General features: G+C 64.9%; 17 protein-coding genes and 1 pseudogene. 15 read left to right on the top strand and 3 right to left on the bottom strand.

Annotated features, from left to right (window positions below; translation table 11 throughout):
* The first annotated feature begins 78 nt into the window (after positions 1–78).
* The 14 genes and pseudogenes from C5L14_RS05930 (at position 79) to C5L14_RS05865 (ending at position 14,200) form a co-directional block, all read left to right on the top strand.
* Positions 79–1,983, top strand: a complete 1,905-nt coding sequence (locus C5L14_RS05930) for an ABC transporter ATP-binding protein (RefSeq protein WP_181161041.1) — start codon at positions 79–81, stop codon at positions 1,981–1,983.
* Positions 1,980–3,917, top strand: a complete 1,938-nt coding sequence (locus tag C5L14_RS05925; protein ID WP_105861103.1) for an ABC transporter substrate-binding protein — start codon at positions 1,980–1,982, stop codon at positions 3,915–3,917. The genes C5L14_RS05930 and C5L14_RS05925 overlap by 4 nt, the downstream gene beginning before the upstream one ends.
* Positions 3,914–4,933 (top strand): ABC transporter permease, encoded by a 1,020-nt coding sequence (locus tag C5L14_RS05920; RefSeq protein ID WP_068291068.1) that lies wholly within the window; start codon positions 3,914–3,916, stop codon positions 4,931–4,933. Before C5L14_RS05925 ends, C5L14_RS05920 begins: the two co-directional genes overlap by 4 nt.
* 8 nt (positions 4,934–4,941) lie before the next feature.
* Complete coding sequence (locus C5L14_RS05915) at positions 4,942–6,108, top strand: ABC transporter permease (protein ID WP_105861102.1); 1,167 nt, start codon at positions 4,942–4,944, stop codon at positions 6,106–6,108.
* 99 nt (positions 6,109–6,207) lie between these two features.
* Positions 6,208–6,522: an ArsR/SmtB family transcription factor gene (locus tag C5L14_RS05910; RefSeq protein WP_105861101.1), complete on the top strand. Its 315-nt coding sequence runs from the start codon at positions 6,208–6,210 to the stop codon at positions 6,520–6,522.
* A complete protein-coding gene (locus tag C5L14_RS05905; protein WP_105861100.1) occupies positions 6,522–7,007 on the top strand; it encodes an SRPBCC family protein in 486 nt (161 codons plus the stop codon). Before C5L14_RS05910 ends, C5L14_RS05905 begins: the two co-directional genes overlap by 1 nt.
* 86 nt (positions 7,008–7,093) lie before the next feature.
* Positions 7,094–7,507 (top strand): MAPEG family protein, encoded by a 414-nt coding sequence (locus C5L14_RS05900; protein WP_105861099.1) that lies wholly within the window; start codon positions 7,094–7,096, stop codon positions 7,505–7,507.
* Between the two features lie 101 nt (positions 7,508–7,608).
* Positions 7,609–7,994, top strand: a pseudogene (locus C5L14_RS05895) (hypothetical protein); the annotation flags it as partial.
* Positions 7,995–8,030: 36 nt separating this feature from the next.
* The gene (locus tag C5L14_RS05890) at positions 8,031–9,359 is read left to right on the top strand and encodes a peptidoglycan-binding domain-containing protein (RefSeq protein ID WP_105861098.1); all 1,329 of its coding nucleotides are present in this window, start codon (positions 8,031–8,033) and stop codon (positions 9,357–9,359) included.
* A 182-nt stretch (positions 9,360–9,541) separates the two neighbouring features.
* Positions 9,542–10,879: a nucleotide sugar dehydrogenase gene (locus C5L14_RS05885; RefSeq protein WP_428832602.1), complete on the top strand. Its 1,338-nt coding sequence runs from the start codon at positions 9,542–9,544 to the stop codon at positions 10,877–10,879.
* Positions 10,880–11,124: 245 nt separating this feature from the next.
* A complete protein-coding gene (locus C5L14_RS05880; protein WP_105861096.1) occupies positions 11,125–11,694 on the top strand; it encodes a TetR/AcrR family transcriptional regulator in 570 nt (189 codons plus the stop codon).
* Between the two features lie 81 nt (positions 11,695–11,775).
* Positions 11,776–12,636, top strand: coding sequence for an oxidoreductase (locus C5L14_RS05875; protein WP_105861095.1), 861 nt, complete (start codon positions 11,776–11,778; stop codon positions 12,634–12,636).
* Positions 12,637–12,641: 5 nt separating this feature from the next.
* Positions 12,642–13,610, top strand: a complete 969-nt coding sequence (locus C5L14_RS05870; protein WP_105861094.1) for an SDR family oxidoreductase — start codon at positions 12,642–12,644, stop codon at positions 13,608–13,610.
* Positions 13,580–14,200: a class I SAM-dependent methyltransferase gene (locus tag C5L14_RS05865; protein WP_105861093.1), complete on the top strand. Its 621-nt coding sequence runs from the start codon at positions 13,580–13,582 to the stop codon at positions 14,198–14,200. The genes C5L14_RS05870 and C5L14_RS05865 overlap by 31 nt, the downstream gene beginning before the upstream one ends.
* A gap of 303 nt (positions 14,201–14,503) precedes the next feature.
* On the opposite strand, the gene C5L14_RS05860 is transcribed toward C5L14_RS05865, so the two are convergent.
* The 3 genes from C5L14_RS05860 to C5L14_RS05850 form a co-directional block, all read right to left on the bottom strand.
* Positions 14,504–14,986 (bottom strand): class I SAM-dependent methyltransferase, encoded by a 483-nt coding sequence (locus tag C5L14_RS05860; protein ID WP_105861092.1) that lies wholly within the window; start codon positions 14,984–14,986, stop codon positions 14,504–14,506.
* A complete protein-coding gene (locus C5L14_RS05855) occupies positions 14,983–16,281 on the bottom strand; it encodes a glycosyltransferase family 4 protein (protein ID WP_105861091.1) in 1,299 nt (432 codons plus the stop codon). The genes C5L14_RS05860 and C5L14_RS05855 overlap by 4 nt, the downstream gene beginning before the upstream one ends.
* A 171-nt stretch (positions 16,282–16,452) precedes the next feature.
* Positions 16,453–17,661, bottom strand: a complete 1,209-nt coding sequence (locus C5L14_RS05850; RefSeq protein WP_105861090.1) for a glycosyltransferase family protein — start codon at positions 17,659–17,661, stop codon at positions 16,453–16,455.
* A 425-nt stretch (positions 17,662–18,086) separates the two neighbouring features.
* Between C5L14_RS05850 and C5L14_RS05845 the strand changes: the two genes are divergently transcribed.
* Complete coding sequence (locus C5L14_RS05845; RefSeq protein WP_105861089.1) at positions 18,087–20,771, top strand: ABC transporter transmembrane domain-containing protein; 2,685 nt, start codon at positions 18,087–18,089, stop codon at positions 20,769–20,771.
* The last annotated feature ends 202 nt before the right edge of the window (positions 20,772–20,973 follow it).

Genomic DNA, 20,973 nt, shown 5'->3' with positions numbered 1-20,973 from the left:
GCGCGCGATTGCGCGTGGGAATAGTCTGGCAACCGACAAGCACCGGAAAACGGGCATCGGAGAGACTGCGGAGCGGGAATGATCAACCAGCCGTTGCTGAGCGTGCGCGATCTCAGCGTAGACTTCCAGGGCGACACCGGTCTGGTTCACGCGGTGAAGAACGTGTCTTTCGACGTCTTCGAAGGGCAGACGCTGGCGGTGGTTGGTGAGTCCGGATCCGGCAAGTCGGTGACGGCCCAGGCCATCATGGGCCTGCTGTCCAAGACTGCGCGGATCACGGGCGGCAGTTGTCTGTTCAGAGACCCTGCCACCGGCACGACGACGGATCTCGTCAAGCTCAGTCCGAACGGGCCTGAAATGCGCGCCATCCGGGGTGCGCGCATCGCCATGATCTTCCAGGAGCCGATGACCTCGCTGTCGCCGGTGCACACCATCGGGGACCAGGTTACCGAAGCGCTGATGGTGCATACGAGCTGTTCCCGGCGCGAGGCGAATGAACGGGCGCTCGATCTCTTCACCAAGATCCATTTCCGCAATCCCAAGCGCATGCTCACCACCTATCCCTTCGAGCTGTCGGGCGGCATGCGCCAGCGCGCCATGATCGCCATGGCCCTGATCTGCCGGCCCGCCTTGCTGGTCGCGGACGAGCCGACCACGGCGCTCGACGTCACCACGCAGGCGCAGATCCTCGCCCTCATCAAGGAAATCCAGGACGCCAAGAGCGCCGTGAACCAGAGCATGGCGGTGATCTTCATCACCCACGATCTCGGCGTGGTCGCCAACATGGCGGACGAGGTGGTGGTGATGTATCGCGGCGAGGTGATGGAACTCGGCGGCCGCGACGCCATCTTCCAGAACCCGCAGCATGACTACCTCAAGGCTTTGATGCGGGCCGTGCCCCATTTCAATATGAAGCCGGGCGAAAGACTGAAGCCCCTGCGGGAAATCGCCGTTCCGCCCCGCGGAGCGGCGGCGCCTGCCCCGGCGCCGGCAGGCGGCGGCCCGGTGCTTCAGGTCGAGAACGTCTCCAAGACGTTCACGATGCGATCGGGCATGTGGTCGGGCCGCAGCGAGACGATCCAGGCGCTGACCAACGTCTCGCTCTCGCTCGAACGCGGCACCACGCTGGGCCTCGTCGGCGAATCCGGCTCGGGCAAGACCACCCTGTCGCGCATGATCATGCGCGCCCCCGGCAGCGCCCCGGATAGCGGCGAGGTTCGCTTCGATGACGGCGATGGCCCGCGCGACGTGTTCACGCTGGAAGGCGAAGCGCTCAAGGCCTACCGCCGCTCCGTCCAGTTCGTGTTCCAAGATCCCTTCTCCAGTCTCAACCCGCGCATGACGGTGTTCGACATCCTGTCGGAACCCCTGCGGATCCACGGCATCGGCACCTCCGACGAACGCCATGAACGGGTCAAGTCCCTGCTCGAACTGGTCGGGCTGGAGCCGCAATATATGCGCCGCTATCCGCATTCCTTCTCGGGCGGCCAGCGCCAGCGCATCGGCCTAGCCCGTGCCCTGGCGCTGGAACCCAAGGTGATCCTGTGTGACGAGCCGACCTCGGCTCTCGACGTCTCGGTCCAGGCCCAGATCCTCAACCTGCTCAAGGATTTGCAGGCGGCACTCGGCGTCTCCTACCTTTTCGTGTCCCACAACCTGGCCGTGGTCGAATACATGGCCCGCGATATCGCCGTGATGTGCCGCGGCCATATCGTGGAGCAGGCCCCGCGCGAGGTGCTGTTCCGTTCGCCCCAGCACCCCTATACCAAGGCCCTGCTGCAGGCCATTCCGGACGTCGACCTCGCCAGCCCGCTCGACTTCGCCAAGCTGAAGACCGGCGGCGCCTCCCAGCCCGAGCACTGGCCCGCTCCCTTCACCATCGCACCGAATGCACCGCCGCCTGTCATGGTGGAGGTCGAGCCCCGCCATTTCGTCCGCCTCGGCGCCACGGCGGCCGACCAGCGCAGGGGAGAAGCGGCGTGAACACCGTCCTGAAGCGACTTGCGGCCGCACTGGGCCTCGCCTTCCTCCTGGCCGGCCCGGCCGTCGCGGATCCGCCGCCGGCGCCCGCCGAGCCGCCCTCCCTGGTGGCCAAGATCGCCAGCGGCGCCCTGCCGCCGCTGCTCGACCGCATGCCGAAGGTGCCGCTGGTGGCCGACATGCTCGCCCGCAACCGCAGCCTCGGCGACTATGGCGGCGAAATCCGCACCCTGGCCGCCAAGGCCCGGGACCTGCGCTACATCAACGTCATCGGCTATACCCGCCTCCTCGGCTATGACGAGCATCTCAACCTCGAGCCGGACATCCTGCAGGCCGTCGACAGCCAGGACGACAAGGTCTTCACCTTCACCTTGCGCGAGGGCCATCGCTGGTCGGACGGTGCCCCCTTCACCACCGAGGATTTCCGCTTCTACTGGGAGGATGTCGCCCTCAACCCCAAGATCAATCCCGCAGGCCCACCTGCCTTCATGCTGGTCGACGGCGAGAAGCCGAAGGTCGAGATACTCGACGCCACCCATATCCGCTACAGTTGGTCCAAGCCCAATCCGGCCTTCCTGCCCTCGCTGGCAGCGCCTGCGCCGAACTGGATCTATTCGCCGGCTCACTATCTCAAGCAGTTCCACAAGAAGTACGGGGATGCAAACAAGCTCGCCCAGATGACCGCAGACCGGCAGATGACCTCCTGGGCCGCGCTCTACAACAAGCTCGACGATCCCTACACGAACTCGAACCCCGATATGCCGACGCTCGACCCCTGGCATGTGGTGACCAAGCCGCCGGCCCAGCAATATGTGTTCGAGCGCAACCCCTATTTCCACCGGGTCGACCCGCGCGGGCGGCAGCTTCCCTATATCGACCGCATCGTGGTCTCGATCTCGTCCGCCGGTCTGTTCGCCGCCAAGGCCAATGCAGGAGAGGTGGACCTGCTGGCCTGGGGGTTGAGCACCAGCGACATTCCCACGCTCAAGGAAGGCGAAGCCAGCCACGCCTATCGCACGCTGGCCTGGCCGATCGCACGCGGCTCCGCCTTCGCCCTCTACCCCAACCTCACCTGCAACGACGCAGTCTGGCGGGCGGTGCTCAGGGACGTGCGCTTCCGCCGGGCCCTGTCCATGGCCATCGACCGGCACACGCTCAACAATTCCTTGTGGTTCCGGCTCGGCATCGAGGGCAACAACACCGTGATGCCGGAAAGCGCGCTCTACAGCGAAGACGACCGCAAGCGCTGGGCGACCTATGACCCGGCGCTCGCCAAGAAGCTGCTGGACGAAGCCGGCCTCAACAAGCGTAACGCGGCCGGCTTCCGCCTGCTGCCCGACGGTCGGGAAGCGGAACTGATCGTCGAGGTGGCAGGCAATGCCCGCGACATCGCCGACGCGCTCGAGATCACCAGCGAGTTCTGGCAGGATGTCGGCCTCAAGGTGGTGGTGAAGGCCGAGGACAGCAACGACCTTGCCAAGCGCTCCTTCTCGGGCATGACCCTGATGGTGGCGAGCGAAGGCCTGGAGAATGCCATTCCGACCGCGTTGATGCCACCCAACGGCCTGGCGCCCCTGCGCCAGGACAATTACTCCTGGCCCAAATGGGGCCAATATGCCGAAACCGGCGGCATGGCGGGTGAAAAACCCGATATGCCCGAGGCGATCGAATTGATGTCCCTGTGGGAGCAGTGGATGAATGCCACCACGCTCAACGCCCAGGCAGCCGTCTGGCGCGAAATGCTCGCCCTCCATGCCGACCAGCAGTTCAGCATCGGCACCGTGCAGGGCGCACTCAAGCCCATCATCGTCAACAAGGCCATCCGCAACATCCCCAAGAAGGCGGTCTTTTCCTGGGAACCGACCGCGCTGATCGGTGTCTACCGCGTCGACGAATTCTACTACGACAACATCGTCGTGACGGGGAATACGCCATGATGCGTTACGTGCTGCGCCGCTTCGCCACCATGGTGGTGACGCTGCTGCTGATCTCGCTCCTGATCTTCATCGTGATCAAGCTGCCGCCGGGCGACTTCCTCACCAACAAGATCAACGAACTGAGGGCCCAGGGCGAGACTGCCAGCATCGCCAAAGCGGAGGCGATGCGGGTGCAATACGGCCTCGACAAGCCATTGCTGCACCAATACGCGACCTGGCTCGGCGTGCTGCCCGGGCCCAACGGCTTCAACGGCCTGCTGCAGGGCCATTGGGGGTGGTCGTTCGAATATGAGCAGCCGGTGAAGGCGGTGGTGGGTGACGCCCTGCTGCTGACCGTCCTGCTCAACCTGGCGGTGATCGTCTTCATCCACCTGGTGGCCATCCCGATCGCCATCTATTCGGCCACCCGCCGCAATTCCGTCGGTGCCCATCTGGTGACGTTCCTGGGTTATATCGGCCTGGCGACGCCCAGTTTCCTGCTCGCCCTCGCGCTGCTGTTCTATCTCAACCGCTGGTTCGGCATCTCGATCGGCGGCATGTTCGGCCCCGATTATACCGATGCGCCCTGGTCGTTCGGCAAGCTTGGCTCCTTCCTCAGCCATATGATCGTGCCGGTGGTGGTGATCGGCCTCGCCGGCACTGCCGGCATGATAAGGCGGCTGCGCGCCAACCTGCTCGACGAGCTCGCCAAGCAATATACGGTCACCGCCAAGGCCAAGGGGCTGCCGCCCGGCCGGGCTCTGCTGAAGTACCCGTTCCGCATCGCGCTCAATCCCTTCGTGGCCGATATCGGCAATCTCCTGCCCAGCATCGTCTCGGGCTCGGCCATCGTCTCCATCGTGCTGAGCCTGCCGACGATCGGCCCCATCCTGGTGCAGGCCCTGCGCATCCAGGACCAGTATCTGGCCGGCTTCATCCTGCTCTTCGTTGCCTTCCTCACCGTGGTCGGCATGTTCATCGCTGATCTCGCCCTTGCCGTGCTCGATCCGCGCATTCGTATCGGCACCGGCAAATAGGACGATCCATGACCGAACTGCGATCGCCCCATTACGTCAATCCCGCTCCCTTCGACCCCTATGTCGCCAAGAAGATGACGGCCGAGGAGGAGCGGTTCTATCGCGCTTCCTCGGCCACGCTGATCTGGTGGAAATTCCGGCGCAATCGGCCGGCCCTATTCGCCGGCATCTTTCTGGCGCTGATCTATCTGTCGCTGCCTTTCGTGGAAGTCATCGCCCCCTATTCCCTGAACCAGCGCAATGCCGACTATCTCTATACGCCGCCGCAGAGCGTGCATCTGTTCCATGACGGGCAGTTCGTCGGCCCCTTCGTCTATCCCGTGAGCTTCGCCATCCGGGATATCGAAAGCCCGCAATTTCCCGGCATCTATCAGGTCGACAAGACCAAACCCCAGCCGCTGCGCTTCTTCTGCCATGGCGAGCGCTACAAGATGTGGGGCCTGTTCGAGGGCAACTTCCACCTGGTCTGCCCGCCTGAAAACGGCACCGCCTTCCTGCTCGGGACGGACCGGCTTGGCCGGGACATGCTCTCGCGCATCATTTACGGCGCCCGCATCTCTCTGACCGTGGGCCTGATCGGCATCGCGGTCTCCTTCACGATCGGCCTGACGCTGGGGGGCCTCGCCGGCTATGTCGGCGGCATCGTCGATGCCCTGGTGATGCGCCTGATCGAGGTGCTGCGCTCGCTGCCCGAACTGCCGCTTTGGCTCGCTTTGTCCGCGGCCCTGCCGGCCAATTGGAGCCCGGTGATCGTCTTTCTCGGCATCACCATCATCCTCGGCCTGCTCGACTGGCCGGGCCTGGCTTTGGCAGTGCGCTCGAAGGTGAAATCGCTGCGCAACGAGGATTTCGTGCATGCCGCCGAGATGATGGGAGCCTCGCGCGCGCGCATCATCGGCCGCCACCTCCTGCCCAATTTCATGAGCCATCTGATCGCCAGCGCCACCCTATCGATCCCGGCGATGATCCTGGGCGAGACGGCGCTGTCCTTCCTCGGGCTCGGCCTGCGCCCGCCCGTGGTGAGCTGGGGCGTGCTGCTCAACTCCGCCCAGAATCTGGGCGCCATCAACCTCTATCCCTGGCTGCTGATCCCGATGATCCCGGTGATGCTGGTCGTGCTCGCCTTCAATTTCTTCGGCGACGGCCTCAGGGACGCGGCCGATCCCTATCATTGAGCCGGAGAACGGTCAGTCAGGATCGGAAAGGCTGATGCGGGACGGAGAGCCCCGCGGCGTCGTTTTGACATTATTATCAGTTTATACTAATCATAAGTCATGGCTGTTGATAGCGTGCAACTGGCCGCATTGGGCGACCAGACCCGTCGAACGATCTTCGAGTTGATCGCAGAGCATCCGCGCTCCGTTGCCGAGATTACCCGGCATGTTTCCGTCTCGCAGTCGGCTGTCTCGCAGCATCTGAAGGTATTGCGTGAATCGCGGCTCGTGCGTTCGGAGCCAAAGGGGGCGAGCAACGTCTACCACATCGATCCGCATGGGCTTGGCCAGATGCGCGCCTGGCTCGACCGTTTCTGGAGCGATACCCTCGCGGCCTACAAGATTGCCGCCGAGCAACCGGCAGAGGAACAGTAATGAGCTCTCATGTAACACCCTCAACCGTGAAGCAATCCATCGTGGTCGAGGCGCCGATCGAGCGCGCCTTCAAGGTCTTCACCGAGCAATTCGGCAGGTTCAAGCCCCGTGAGCATAACCTGCTCGGCATCGACATCGCCGAAACCGTGTTTGAGCCACGGGTCGGCGGCAATATCTATGACCGTGGCATCGACGGCAGCGAATGCCGCTGGGCACGCGTGCTGGCTTATGAGCCACCTCATCGGGTGCTGTTGAGCTGGGACATCAGCCCGCGATGGCAGATCGAGACCGATCCGGAAAAGACCAGCGAATGGGAGGTGCAGTTCATTGCCGAAACGGCGAGCCGCACCCGAGTCGAGCTCGAGCACCGGAAGCTCGAACGCCATGGCCAGGGTTGGGAAGGTGAGCGCGACGCCGTTGCCAGCGACCAGGGTTGGCCGCTCTATCTGCGTCGCTTCGCAGAATTGGTGGCCGCACAGACCTGATATCCGCCGCCGGTTGGATGGCGATCGTTCGGCCGCCTGCCTGCTCCATCCCCGCGCTCACCATGGCTCTAATCCGTGGAGATCACATGGCAGCCTACACCTTCAGCATCATCGGAGTGCTCGTGCTCTGCCTGGTCTCCGTCGTCTTGGCCGTCACTTCAGGATATTCCAAGGGCAGGGCCGGAGCGCTCTCCGGCCCTGTGCTGCCGGCGGATGACGAGAACCTGCTCTACCGCATCGATCGTGTGCATCTGAACTCGGTCGAGGCGATTGCCCCTTTCGTCGTGCCGGCCGTACTGGCGATGATGGTGGGCGTCGGGCCGACCTTGCTCGCCGTTTTGGTATGGCTCCACGTAGCGATCCGGCTGGCTCATGTTGCAGTCTACCTGCGAGGCGGCAACGCGGCAAAAGGCGGCAGCGTGCGAACCGTTCTCTATGTCTCAGGCGCTGCGATTACCATGATCCTTATCGTGGTGATTGGATGGGCCGCCATCGTCTGAGGAACCGGTGCCGGACCATTCCTGGCCTCCGGTCCCGCACAGTCTCAGGCCGCATCCAGACCGGGAAGGAGTGAGATAGCGGCAGGCTTTCGGATCGAAAGGCTGCCGCCCCGGTAGAGGAAGCTCTGAATCCCATGTTCCTCGGTTTCCGGCACATCCTCGGCCTGCTCGACTGGCCGGGCCTGTCGCTGGCGGTGCGCTCGAAAGTGAAATCGCTGCGCAACGAGGATTTCGTGCATGCCGCCGAGATGATGGGTGCCTGCGCCCGCCCGTGGCGAGCTGGGGCGTGCTGCTCAATTCCGCCCAGAATCTGGGCGCCATCAACCTCTATCCCTGGCTGCTGATCCCGATGATCCCGGCGATGCTGGTCGTGCTCGCCTTCAATTTCTTCGGCGACGGCCTCAGGGACGCGGCCGCCCCGCAACCGATGCTCGAGAAACTTTTCGAATCGGTGATCCTAATTGTTCCGCCGCCATGGATGCGCTAGGATTTGTGATTATGGCCGCGATGAGAGCGGGATCCCATGGCCTTGCAATCCAAGCTCTTTCGCGGCGATCCCAAGCTGGAAGCAGCCGCGCAACTTGATGCCGCGCATATCATGCCCGGCTCCCGCGGCCCCCATGTCGGCAAGATCCAGCAAGCCCTGACCGAGCTCGACGGCGCCACGCTGGCGCGGGACGAGATTTATGGACCGGCGACGGCTGCGGCCGTGCTGTCCTACAAGCAGAAGCGCAACATCATCAATCGCGCCTATCAGACTCAGGCCGACAATATCGTCGGCAAAATGACCATCGCGAGCCTGGATAGCGAAATGTTGGCAAGGGAAAACGGGCCTGCCCCTGTCCCGCCATCCCCTCCGTTTCCGCCTGAGCCTCCCGAGCCGCCGCCGCACCCGATACTCAATTTCGCGATGACCGACCCTTCGATCTATGTGACCGTCGAAGGCTCGGTTACGCCGGGAACGGCGCCCTCCAGGAAAGCCATCGACCCAGGATCCTTCCTCGGGAGTGGCAAAACCAGATGGATCGATCTGCCCCAGATCAGTGGGAAAACGGCACGTCTCAAGGTCGAAAAGAAAGGGGCTATCTTCTGGGTCGTCGCCTTCGTGCCCGATGGCACCATCGTTTCCCACAAGCTTCACGTCTTCTTCCACCCCACACCGGTTCAGGTCTATCCGGATAAGCCGGGGGGAAAGCCCGTCGCCCACATCATCGCCGACGATCGAAATTATGACAGCTGGGGAAGCGACTGGAAGGATCTTGCGCAGAGATATCTCAATATAACGGCCCCGCAATTGGGGGCGGCACGGAAGTTCCCATTGCTCATTGCGATGATGCGCAACGCGGCCGCGAACCATCCGACAGCCGCCAACGATGTCTTCGCGGACCGGCCGCTCGATACGCTATATGAAATCCTGACGGTGGTCCGTGACAAGGTGATCAATCCGCCGGCGGACGCGCCGGCTCTTCCCCTGTCGATGAATCACGTGGAGATCGGCTCGACCAGTTTCAGCTCCGGCATCGCCTACCATGCCAATTTCTACAACCGGATCTCGACTCACGGCAGCTATCTCGAGGCCATCGATCTCGACAGCACGTATATCAGGAGCGCGCACGCCGACATCTCGCCCCAAAAGGGCGGCCCGACGATCAAGAGACATACGCAGAAAGAGAGTCTGCCGAGCACGCTCACCGAGGTGCATTTTCCGCCCTCCCGCTGGGATGGGAACGCCTCCAACGCACCAACGGGCGCGGACAAAATTGCGGTGCCCCCTCCGACCGGCCACGTCCATCACCTCATCATGGACTACACATATCATGGCGCCATGAAAAACAGCCGGCTCGCGCCATAACACCTCTGCGCGGCGGCATGGCGGCCAGCGTCGGCGTGAAACGCGGATGCATCCGCACTGCACATCGGCCATGTCGAGCCGCGCTTTCGTCGAGGCCGTCGAACCCGCCTCAGTGACGCTCGAACCTCCCGCAGGCGCAACGCCCGCTTGCCTTCCGCCCGGCCCTGGCGGATATGCAGGACATGCAGTCTCCGCTCGCCTCCGCCCTCCTCGCCCGCATCCAGGCCAGACAGGCCGTGATCGGCATCATCGGCCTCGGCTATGTCGGCCTGCCACTCGCCATCGCTATCGCGCGCGCGGGCTTCAAGGTGCTCGGCTTCGACATCGATACCAGGCGGGTGGCGGCGCTGAACCAGGGCGACGGGCTGATCAAGCACATCTCCAACGCGCCGATCCGCGAAGCCATCGCCATGGGCCTGTTCTCGGCCACCGCCGATTTCGTCCGGCTCGACGAGCCGGACGCCATCCTGATCTGCGTGCCGACGCCACTGACGCGCCAGCGCGAGCCCGACATGTCCTATGTCGCCAACTCGACCGCCTCGATCGCGGCCAGGCTCCGGCGCGGTCAGCTCGTCATCCTGGAATCCTCGACCTGGCCCGGCACCACCGAGGAACTGATGAAGCCGGTGCTGGAGGCCGACGGCCTCGTCTCGGGCCGGGACTTCTTCCTCGCCTTCTCGCCCGAGCGCGAGGATCCGGGCAATCCCGTCTATGGCACCCAGAACATTCCCAAGGTGGTGGGCGGCGACGGCGCCGACGCGCTCGCCCTGGCAAAAACCCTCTATGACGCCTTCGTCAGCGCCACCGTGCCGGTCTCCTCCCCTGCGGCGGCGGAGGCGGTCAAGCTCACCGAGAACATCTTCCGCTCGGTGAACATCGCCCTCGTCAACGAATTGAAGGTGATCTACGACGCCATGGGCCTCGACGTCTGGGAGATCATCGAGGCCGCCAGGACCAAGCCCTTCGGCTACATGCCCTTCTATCCCGGCCCCGGGCTCGGTGGGCACTGCATTCCGATCGACCCCTTCTACCTGACCTGGAAGGCGCGGGAGTTCGACATCGCCACGCGCTTCATCGAGCTGGCCGGGCAGATCAACGCCGCCATGCCGCGCCATGTCGTCGACCGGCTGGCCGAGGCCCTCGACAAGCGCTTCAGGCGCGGGCTCAACGGTGCCCGCATCCTGCTGATCGGCATCGCCTACAAGAAGAATGTCGACGACACCAGGGAGAGCGCCTCGTTCAAGCTGATCGAGATTCTCGAGGAACGCGGCGCCGAGACCGACTTCCACGATCCCCATGCCCAGGTGATCCCGAAAACGCGCGAGCATGCCGCTCTTGCGGGCCGGCGCTCCGTGGCCCTCACGCCTGAAACGCTCGCCGGCTACGACGCCGTACTGATCGCCACCGACCATGACGACATCGACTACGCCCTCGTCGCCAATGCGGCCCGGCTGGTGGTCGACACCCGCAATGCCTGTGCCAAGGCGGGCGCCGACATGGCGAAAGTGGTCAAGGCCTAGAGCAAAGCGCGTTCAAGCGTGAACGCTAATTTGCTCTAACTCATTGTTCTGACGCGTCTTTGCGATTCTAGGTGACTCCGTCTAATCGCAAAACGCTATAGCATCGGGAGCGATACATCCTTGCATGCGGCACCGCGTGCGGGTGGACCAAATCGTCGTTCATCCGATTGCCCCATCTTGGTTCTTGACGAAGCGTCTGGCGATCTCTATAAATGAGCATGTACTCACTCAAATGAAGTTGAACCGTGGCACGGCCCCTCAGCGAAGCGAAGCGTCAGGCGATCCTGGAATCCGCCACAAGGTTGGTGGCGGCCATGGGGATCGGCGCGCCGACGGCGAAGATCGCCCAGGGCGCAGAGATCGCCGAGGGCACGCTGTTCAAATATTTCGCCAACAAGGACGAGTTGCTCAACCAGCTTTATCTAACCCTCAAGACCGAACTTGGCGGAGCCATCATGCAGGGCTTCATCCCCGATGCCAGCATCAGGGAGCGCGCCTGGCACATCTGGAGCCACTGGATCGACTGGGGCGCGAAATATCCGGTGAAACGCAAGGCCATGCGCCAGCTCGGCGTCTCCGAGCGCATCACCCCGGCCACCAGGCAGGCTGGCAGCTCGGCTTTTCGTGATGTCAGTGCCGCTTTCGAACAGGCCCACGCGCTGGGTCCGCTCCGGGACCAGCCCATGGCGTTCCTGAGCGCCTCCTTCGAGGCGCTCGCAGAGACGACCCTGGAATTCACGGCGCGCGATCCGGAAAGGCGGGATGCCTACAAGCAGGCCGGCTTCCAGATCTTCTGGGGCGGCCTGGGAAGCTGACGCCACCTCGGGAAACCGAGTTCTCTTGCACGTTAGATGAGTGAGCGCACACTCTTTATTCACCAAAATGGGAAGTGAACCATGTCTAAGATCTGGCTGATCACGGGTGCCGGCCGCGGGCTGGGACGTTCGATTCTCGAGGCGGCGCTCGCCGCCGGCAACAAGGTGGTGGCGACGGCGCGCGATCCGGAACGCCTTGCCGACCTCAAGCAGCGTTACGGCGACAGCCTGCTCAATCCGGCGCTCGACGTTACCAATCCGGCCATGGCCCGGCGTGCCGTCGACGTTGCCGTCGCCGCCTATGGCCGCCTCGACGTGCTCGTCAACAATGCCGGCTTCGGCCATCTCAGTCCTTTCGAGCAGACCGAGGAGGAGGATTTCCGCGCCCAGGTCGAGACCAATTTCTTCGGCGTGGTCAATTTGATCCGGGCGGCCTTGCCGGTGATGCGCAGCCAGCGGTCCGGCCACATCATCAACATTTCCTCCGTCGGCGGGCGCGTCGCCACGCCCGGCCTCAGCGCCTATCAGGCCGCCAAATGGGCGGTGGGCGGCTTCACCGAGGTGCTGGCCCAGGAAGTCGCGCCCTTCGGCGTCAAGGTCATCGCCCTCGAGCCCGGCGGCATGCGCACGGATTGGGGCTACACCGCCCGTGACGCCGCCAGCGACATCCTGCCCGACTACGAACCCAGCGTCGGCGCGGTCCTCAACCGCATGAAGGCCTATGTCGGCAACGAAGTCGGCGACCCCGAAAAGATCGCCCGGCTTGTGGTTGATCTCTCCACCCGTGAGACGCTGCCGGCCCACCTGCTCCTCGGCAGCGATGCCCTTCACGTCTTCCGCCAGGCGGAGGCGGCCAGGCAGAAGGCGGCGGCCGAATGGGCCGAGGTCAGCGCCTCCACCGATTTCGACGGCGCCGAACTCCCGGCCTTGCTGAGGGCCTAGCCATCATGAGCGGTGCCGATAGACCCTGGACCACTCGCGACATGCCGCCCCAGCGGGGGCGGCGTGTCCTGATCACCGGCGCGGCCGGCGGTCTGGGCTATGAGACGGCCCTGGCGCTGGCGAGGGCGGGCGCCGATGTCCTGTTGACCGGGCGCAATCCGGCCAAGGGACAGCAGGCGCTCGCACGCATCCGCGCCCAGTGCCCCGCCGCGACTATCCGCTATGCGGATCTCGATCTGGCGGATCTTGGCGCGGTCGCGGCCTTTGCGGCCCGCCTCGGCGACGAACAGGAGGCGCTGGATCTCCTTGTCAACAATGCGGGCGTGATGACGCCGCCCGTCCGTCACGAAACGCGCGACGGTTTCGAGCTGCAGTTCGGCACCAATTATCTCGGCCATTTCGCCCTCACCGGTCAGCTGCTGTCCCTGCTGCGCCGGGGCAAAGCCTCCCGCGTCGTCAATCTCAGCAGCGGCGCCCACCGGCTGCTGGCGGATATCCATTTCGACGACCTGCAATGGCGCGGGAGCTACAAGCCCTGGCAGGCCTACGCCCAGTCCAAGCTCGCCATGCTCCTCTTCGCCTTCGAACTGCAGCGGCGCAGCAGTGCCTTCGGCTGGGGCCTCACGAGCAATGCCGCCCATCCCGGCTATGCCGTTACCAGCCTGCAGACCAGCGGTCCGCGCCTCGGTCGCAGCCGTCCCCATCCCATGGCGTGGCTGACCCGGCTCATGCAGCCGCTGATGTCTCAATCGGCCGCCGACGGCGCATTGCCGACCCTGTTCGCAGCGACATCGCCCGAGGCCAGGCCATCGGGCTATTACGGGCCGCAGGCCATGTTCGAACTCAAGGGGCCGGTCGGGGACGCCAGGGTCGGCGACAAGGCCCGCGATCCCGCCCTCGCAGCCCGCCTCTGGGGCATCTCCGAAGAACTGACAGGTGTGACATGGCCGAACCATCAGCCGAGCTTCGTTTGACCGATCCCGGCACGTCCTGTGCCGATTTCTCCCGCTTCTTCCGGGCCTGGGTGACCAACCCGCTGCGCGTGGCCGCGGTGGCGCCCTCCAGCGGCGCGCTCGCCCGGGTGATGACTCGCGAGATCTCGCCGGCACTCGGTCCCGTGCTGGAACTCGGACCCGGCACCGGCGTCTTCACCCGGGCCCTGCTGGCGCGCGGCATCGCCGAAAGCGACCTGACCTTGATCGAGTTCAGCGCCGACTTTGCCCGCATGCTGGAAAGCCGCTTCCCGCGGGCCCGCATCCTGTCGATGGATGCCGCCCGTCTCGCCCGGCACGGGCTCTATGAGGGCAGCCCCGTCGGAGCCGTGGTCAGCGGCCTGCCGCTGCTGTCGATGCCGCCGGACAAGGTCGCCGACATCGTGGCGGGCGCCTTCCACTATCTGCGCCCGGACGGCGCCTTCTACCAGTTCACCTATGGGCCGCGCTGCCCGGTCCCCCGCGCCATTCTCTCCAGCCTCGGCCTCCAGGCGGCGCGCATCGGCGGCACTTTCTGGAACCTGCCGCCCGCCGCGGTCTACCGGATCAGCCGGGTCCGCCAGAGCGGCTGATGCCGCGTTGCGAGAAAGCCGACTGACGAAATATCGGCGGCCGGCGGCCGGTCCCGCCCGGGATCACCGCTGTCCGCAGGCCGCCGGCGAAGTGTTTAGACCGGATCGTCGAGAAGAGTTTGTTTGCCTGGCGCGCTCAACGGGCCATAGCGTCCTTTTGAAATCGCGGACGATATTCGACCCGACGTGATCGACTATCGTCCTGGAGTGTTTTGCGATTAGACGGGGTCACCTAGAATCGCAAAGACGCGTCAGAACAATGAGTTAGAGCAAATAAGCGTTCACGCTTGAACGCGTTTTGCTCTAGGCCAAGCGCCGATAGAGAAAATAGCGCCCGGCGGGCACGCCAGGCGGCAGGTCGAGATGCCGGAGCGCGGAATGCTGCAAGGGAAGCCCGCTGGCGACGATGCCGCCGGGCTGCAGCAGGTCGGCCGCCAGCGACGGCAGCCAGAGCATCGTCTCCGCATCGACTTCCGCATAATTGGTCTCGATGTCGGCATGCACCAGCGCGGCGCCGATGCCGGCAAAGCGGGCGGCGGTTTCCCGGATTTCGCCGAGCACGAGGTCTTCCTCAGGAGGGATCGAGCTCTTATGCGCCCCGAGAGCCCGGTCGAAGGCGACGATGCGGCGGCCCGGCAGCCTCTCGCGCAAATGATCGAAGGTCCGCCCATTGCCGAGCCCCAGTTCGAGCACCGGGCCGGGCAAGCCGGCGATCAGGCTGCAGACATGGTCGAGCACGTCGCGTTGGGCGCTGACCCGGCGGATGAAGCTGTCGAGACGGCTCACGAACCCTGCCCCGCCAGCGCCGGTGCCGGCTCGGCGGCCGCGTGTGGTCCGGCCAGCACCGCATCGAACTTGCCGGCCAGCACAGCAATGCCGGCCTCGAAGGAGAAGGCTTCGCGCACCCGCCGATAGGCGCCCGCTCCCAGGCGCTGGCGCAAGGCGGGATCCGTGGCCAGGGTCCACAGCCCTCCGGCAAGGGCCGCCGGATCGCTCGGCGGCACCAGCAGCCCCTCCTCGCCTTCGCGCACGAATTCCGGCACGCCGGCAAAGCGCGTGGAAAGGATGGGCAGGGCCTGCGTCGACGCTTCCATGATCACATTGGGCAGCCCGTCACGGTCGCCGCCTTCGCCTTCCTTGCAGGGCAGCACGAACAGGTCGGCCGCGCGCAGCGCTTCGATCACCTCGCCTTGGGCCAGCGCCCCCCGCCAGGCGATGCGATCGGCCAGGCCCAGTCGCTCGGCGTGGGCCTGCAGCGCCTTGCGCAACTCGCCCCCGCCGATATGGGTGAGGCGCCAGGAGAGGCTCGGGGGCAGCTGCGCCAGGGCCGTGAGCAGATCGTCGAAGCCCTTCTTGGCCACGGCGCGCCCCACGGTGACGAATTCGACCGGCGCTTCGGCGGTGCTGCCGTCGCGCCACGGCCGTTCAGCCGGCGGCGCGGGAAAGCGGCCGAGATCGAGGCCGTGGTAAACGAGGCTGACCCGATCGGGATCATCCGCCGGCGCCAGGCGCTGCAGGGCCTCGACCCCGCCGCGCGTGCAGGTGACCCCCCATTGGCTGTCGGCGATCTTTTCGCGCTTCTCCCAATCGGTGGTGGTCCAGATGTCCTTGGCGTGCGCGGAGAAGCTGAAGGTCCGCCCTGTGAGCAAGGCGGCATAGCGTGCCACCGAGGCCGGCGTATGCAGGAAATGCACATGGATGTGACGAATGGCCGGATCGAGCTCACGCGCCATCACCAGGGCCTGGCCGAAGCGACGGCCGCGGCTGGCGCTGAAATCGCGCCGGAGATCGCGCAGGAACAGTCTGATCAGCTTGAACAGCCCGGGGCGCCTGCAGGCGCTGAGCGCCCCCGCCAGCACCCGCAGCGGGGCCTGATGCAGATATTCGGGCAGATAGACTGGCCGCGCCTCGATCTGCCGGTTCAGCATGTGCACGGCCCCGTCCGTCGGCTGGCGCAGCGACCAGATCTCGAAGGCAAAGCCCGCCTGTTCCAGCGCCAGGATCTCCTGGGCGATAAAGGTCTCGGACAGGCGGGGATAGCCCTTGACGACGATGGCGATGGGAGATCGGGTGGAAGGCATCAAGATCCGTTGGAGAGAAGCTGGGTCGGGGGACAACCCGTGTCGAAGGGATTTTCCGGGTGCGCGGGCATCCTGCCCGTTCTCCCTATCCTGCAAAAGCCGAGCATCCAAGAGAACGGGCATCGCAACATGCAAGCATGTTGCTGTGATGCCCGCGCACCCGGAGAAAGGTCAGCTCCCGGCAACGCGCCCCAGTGGAACCGCGCCCAGCTTGGCCTCGAACCAGGGCGTAGCCAATTGCTCGATACGATCGAGGCCGTCGAGCAGATGGGGCAGGAAGGCCTTGGACGGCAGGGGCTGGTTGGGCAGGTTGCGGATCGCCTGCGCCATCTCCAGCGGATCGCGGCGGGCGCCGGGATTGAGGTTGTTGCCGTCGAGCATGGAGACCAGCCCGAGGCGGGTGGCGTGCTCGGCCCGGATCGACTGCTCGCGCCGGGGCGTGGTGCGCGGCACGATCAGCGCCCGTTTGTCGAGCGAAAGGATCTCGCAGAAAGTGTTGTAGCCGCCCATGGAGACGATGCCCTGTGCCTTCACCATCAGATGCTCGATCTTGGCGTCGAAGGTGATGGCGTCCACATGCGGCAGCCGGGCGATGCGCTCCATAAAGGGGCCGCGCCGGTCGCGTGCGACGAAAGGCCCGAACACCAGCAGGGCCGGCGTCGGGATGCCGGGGTCGCGCTCATAGGCGGAGAGCACCCAGTCGACCAGTTCATGCCCGTCGCCGCCGCCTCCGGTGGTGACCAGCACGAAGGGCCCTTTGGTCAGCTTGGGATAGCGGATCAATTGCGGCTGGGGCGGCAGTTCGCGGCGCAGGAAGCCGGTATAGACGATGCGCCGGCGGACATGGTCGGGCAAATCGAGCCCGGCCAGCGGCTCGTAGATCTCGCTCAGGCCGTAAACCCAGATGTCGTCGTAATAGCGCACGAGCGCGTCGACGGCGCCCTTGCGCTCCCATTCGGGCGCCAGCACCGAGGGTTCGTCCATCACGTCGCGCACACCGAGCACGATGCGCGCCCCGGCCCGGCGCAGTTCCTCGAGCGCCGGCAGCAACTCGCCGCGGAAACCCGTTGGCTCCTTGTCGACGATCACCAGATCCGGCTTCAGTGTGCGCGCCGTCTGCAGGATGATGCCCTCGCGCATCGCCACCGCTTCGTCGAGCGTGAGATTGAGGCTGAGGGTGGTGTAGTTGCCGTCGGCATGTTTGACCACGCCCGGCACGCGCACGTAATCGACCCCATCGCCGAATTCGAAGCTGCCGATCACCGGCGAGCCGGAGATGATGATGATCGAGGCGTCCGGATGGCGTTCGACCAGGCGGTTGGCAATGGCGCGCGAACGCCTGAGATGGCCGAGGCCGAACGTATCATGGCTGTAGATCATCACGCGCGGGCCGCCGGAGCTGCGTTGCGCGCGTCGGGATAGTCCCGGCCCGGGCTGATGCAACATGACGACTAGCCCCCCGAGCCTGTGCTGGATGCTCTACGCATGAATACCGAATTCAGTTCTGATCGATGCGGCCGACTGGCGGCCGAAACCAAGCGTAGCAGCCGGAGGCCGATACCACTCTGGGTTCATCATAAACATACCGTGCCACAGCGACAACGGGCGATGACGGCTTTCCTAGCGCCGCCGAAGCCGCGCCGCAATGCCGACAAGCCACGTCATTTTCACGCTGCTCTATCGCGGCGTGGACATTGATTCTAGGCACGATTTCGTGACAGGCTTTTGTCGATCCGGCCGCTCGCCTCGTTGACGGACGGCCTGCAAGCTCTTAACTGCACGACACTGGAAACAGGTGTCACCCGTTGGACCCTAGCCTTTTTCGATATGTCTGGCGGCATTCGCGAGGCGAGCAGATCTTTCTGCTGCTGGTGATTCTTGCGTCGCTGCCCTTCTATTGGATATCGCTGGAAGTCCCCAAGCACATCGTCAACCAGGCGATCCAGGGCGGCGCCTTCGAGGGCGGCAAGCAGACGGCGCGCCTGTTCGAGATGTCGCTCTCCCTGCCTGATTTCCTCGGCGGCGCCACCTGGCGCATCTACGAGGGCATCGAGCTTACGCGGGTCCCCTTCCTGTTCGCCCTCAGCCTGTGGTTCCTGGTGCTGGTGCTGATCAACGGCGCCTTCAAATATGTCATCAACATCCGCAAGGGCATATTGGGCGAGCGCATGCTGCGGCGGCTGCGCTTCGATCTGTTCTCGATCCTGATGCGCTTCCGGCCCGAGGACATCGCGCCGCTGAAGCCGGCCGAGGTGGCGGGGATGATCAAGGACGAGGTCGATCCGATCGGCGGCTTCATCGGCGACGCCTTCATCCAGCCGATCTTCCTGGTCACGCAGGCCGGCACCGCCCTGCTCTTCATCATGATGCAGAGCCCGAGCCTGGGCCTGGCCGCCCTCGTGGTGGTGCTGGCCCAGGCGATCATCATCCCGATCCTGCGGCGCGAACAGATCCGCCTTGGCCGCGAACGCCAGTTGGCGTCACGCCAGCTCGCGGGGCGAATCGGCGAGGCGATCGAGACGGCACCCGCCCTGCACACTTTCGGCGCAACACGCTATGTCGAGGCCGAGATCGGCGACCGGCTCGGTGGCCTCTACAGGATCCGCGCCGACCTGTTCCGCCGCAAATTCGCGGTCAAGTTCCTCAACAATCTCCTGGCCCAGCTCACGCCCTTCATCTTCTATGCCGCGGGCGGCTATTTCGCCTTGATCGGTACCGTGAGCATCGGTTCCCTGGTCGCCGTGATCAACGCCTACAAGGACCTCCCGGCGCCCATCAACGACCTCATCACCTGGGACCAGCAGCGCCAGGACGTGCAGGTCAAATATGAGCAGGTCTCGGCGCAATTCTCACCGGAGCGCCTGCTGCCGCCCGCCAACGGCAAGACCGCGGCGATTCCGCCCGCCGATACGCCGATCCAGCTCACCTCGGTGAGCGTGCAGGATGCCCGCGGCGTCTCGCTGCTCGACCGGCTCTCCCTCACCTTGGAACGGCCGAGCCATATCGCACTGGTCGGACCGGCAGGAGCCGGCCGCGACATCCTGGCCCGCATTCTCGGGCGCCAGTTCCTGGCCTTCCAGGGCAGCGTGAAGATCGGCGAAGCCGAGATTTCCTCCTTCTCCGACCTCGAACTCAGCCAGATCCTGTCCTTCGTCGGCCCCGATCCCCTGCTCTCGCCCGGCTCCATCCGCGACAACATCCTGTTCGCCGCCCAGCGCCGCCCGCCCTCCCTCGGCGACATCTCGGTGCTGGTGTCCGACAATGCGCAGTACAAGGCCTTCCTGGAAGCGCGGCGCTCCGGCAATCCGCTGGTCTCCGCCGATGCCGACTGGACGGACTACCAGGCGCTCGGCGTAGCCGGGCCTCAGGAGGTCGACGAGGCGATTCGCAGGGCGCTCGACGCTGCCGGCGCCTTCGCGGACATCAACCGCTTCGGCGTGCGCGGCCGCTTCGACGACAGCCATAGCGACGCCTTCCTCGAGCGCTTCGTGCGGGCACGCCAGGTCGTCCGCGAGCGCCTGGCGAACAAGGGCATGTCCCACCTGGTCGATCCCTTCGACCCGCAGCTCTACAATGCCGGCGCATCGGTCGGCGAAAACCTGCTCTTCGGCGTGCCAAAGGGCAAGAGACTGCATATGGACAGCCTGCAGCGCGACAGTTTCATGCGCTCCATCCTCGAGGCCGAAGCCCTGCTGGAGCCCCTGATCGATTTCGGCCTGCGCGTGGCGGAGATGGCGGTGGAGACCTTCGCCGGCCTGCCGCCCGAACATCCCGTGTTCGAGCGCTATTCGGCGATTCGCCCCGAAGACCTGCCGCGCTTCCAGGAAATCGTCGATTCCGTGCATGCGCGCGGCACCACGCGGGCGCTCTCGTCCTCGGCCCGCACGCGGCTGCTCGGCGCGGGCCTTGCCTATATCGAGCCGCGCCATCGCCTGGGCCTGGTGACCGAGGCCTTCACGGCACGGGTGCTCAGGGCGCGCCACAGCTTTCGGAACCATCTGCCCTCGCATTACAGCGACGAGATCGAGTTCTACGATCCCGCCCGCTACATGCGCGCGGCGCCGGTGGGCGACAACATCCTGTTTGGACGCATCAGCTACGGCATCGCCAACGCCCCGGAACGCGTCTATGCGCTGGCGCGCAGCGTCGTCGAGGAACTCGGCCTCGACAAGGACATCTTCGCCCTCGGGCTGAATTTCGAAGTCGGCAAGAATGGCTGGCAGCTGCAGCCGGCCCAGCGCGCCCGCATCGCCATCGCCAGGGCGCTGGTCGCCAATCCCCAGATTCTGGTGATGGAGAATGCGCTTCTGGCTTTTTCCAGTTCCGAAGCCGAGGAACTTCTGCACGGCGTGCGCAACGCCATGCAGGGCCGCACCCTGATTGCAACTCTGGCGAGCAGCACCCAGGCCGAGGGATTCGACCGGGTCATCGAATTCGAGGGACCAAGAATCGTCACTCGCGATATTGTTACTCTTGCGCAGAGCGCCTAAATGATGCTTGGATTGCATCTGGATTTTGCCTCGATTGCTCAACGAGGGGTTGCTAAAGCGTTTTGCGATATGAGGGAGTCACCTCGAATCGCAAAGACGCGTCGGAACAAGGAGCTAGAGCAAACGGGCGTTCACACCTGGACGCGCTTTGCTCCAGGGTTGAGCGGGGAGAGGGACCTTGGATCTCGATCTGGAAGTCAAA

It is taken from the genome of Labrys okinawensis (genome assembly GCF_002982075.1).
Classification (GTDB): domain Bacteria; phylum Pseudomonadota; class Alphaproteobacteria; order Rhizobiales; family Labraceae; genus Labrys; species Labrys okinawensis_A.
This window is presented reverse-complemented; position numbering and strand designations above follow the sequence as displayed.

What these genes read in the sequence shown, in the direction of transcription:
- C5L14_RS05930 (WP_181161041.1), top strand. Translation starts at nt 79, where the DNA reads ATGATCAACCAGCCGTTGCTGAGCGTGCGCGATCTCAGCGTAGACTTC.
- C5L14_RS05865 (WP_105861093.1), top strand. Translation starts at nt 13,580, where the DNA reads ATGGCCGAACCATCAGCCGAGCTTCGTTTGACCGATCCCGGCACGTCC.
- C5L14_RS05910 (WP_105861101.1), top strand. Translation starts at nt 6,208, where the DNA reads ATGGCTGTTGATAGCGTGCAACTGGCCGCATTGGGCGACCAGACCCGT.
- C5L14_RS05905 (WP_105861100.1), top strand. Translation starts at nt 6,522, where the DNA reads ATGAGCTCTCATGTAACACCCTCAACCGTGAAGCAATCCATCGTGGTC.
- C5L14_RS05915 (WP_105861102.1), top strand. Translation starts at nt 4,942, where the DNA reads ATGACCGAACTGCGATCGCCCCATTACGTCAATCCCGCTCCCTTCGAC.
- C5L14_RS05875 (WP_105861095.1), top strand. Translation starts at nt 11,776, where the DNA reads ATGTCTAAGATCTGGCTGATCACGGGTGCCGGCCGCGGGCTGGGACGT.
- C5L14_RS05850 (WP_105861090.1), bottom strand. Translation starts at nt 17,661, where the DNA reads ATGATCTACAGCCATGATACGTTCGGCCTCGGCCATCTCAGGCGTTCG.
- C5L14_RS05920 (WP_068291068.1), top strand. Translation starts at nt 3,914, where the DNA reads ATGATGCGTTACGTGCTGCGCCGCTTCGCCACCATGGTGGTGACGCTG.
- C5L14_RS05900 (WP_105861099.1), top strand. Translation starts at nt 7,094, where the DNA reads ATGGCAGCCTACACCTTCAGCATCATCGGAGTGCTCGTGCTCTGCCTG.
- C5L14_RS05870 (WP_105861094.1), top strand. Translation starts at nt 12,642, where the DNA reads ATGAGCGGTGCCGATAGACCCTGGACCACTCGCGACATGCCGCCCCAG.
- C5L14_RS05855 (WP_105861091.1), bottom strand. Translation starts at nt 16,281, where the DNA reads ATGCCTTCCACCCGATCTCCCATCGCCATCGTCGTCAAGGGCTATCCC.
- C5L14_RS05890 (WP_105861098.1), top strand. Translation starts at nt 8,031, where the DNA reads ATGGCCTTGCAATCCAAGCTCTTTCGCGGCGATCCCAAGCTGGAAGCA.
- C5L14_RS05885 (WP_428832602.1), top strand. Translation starts at nt 9,542, where the DNA reads ATGCAGTCTCCGCTCGCCTCCGCCCTCCTCGCCCGCATCCAGGCCAGA.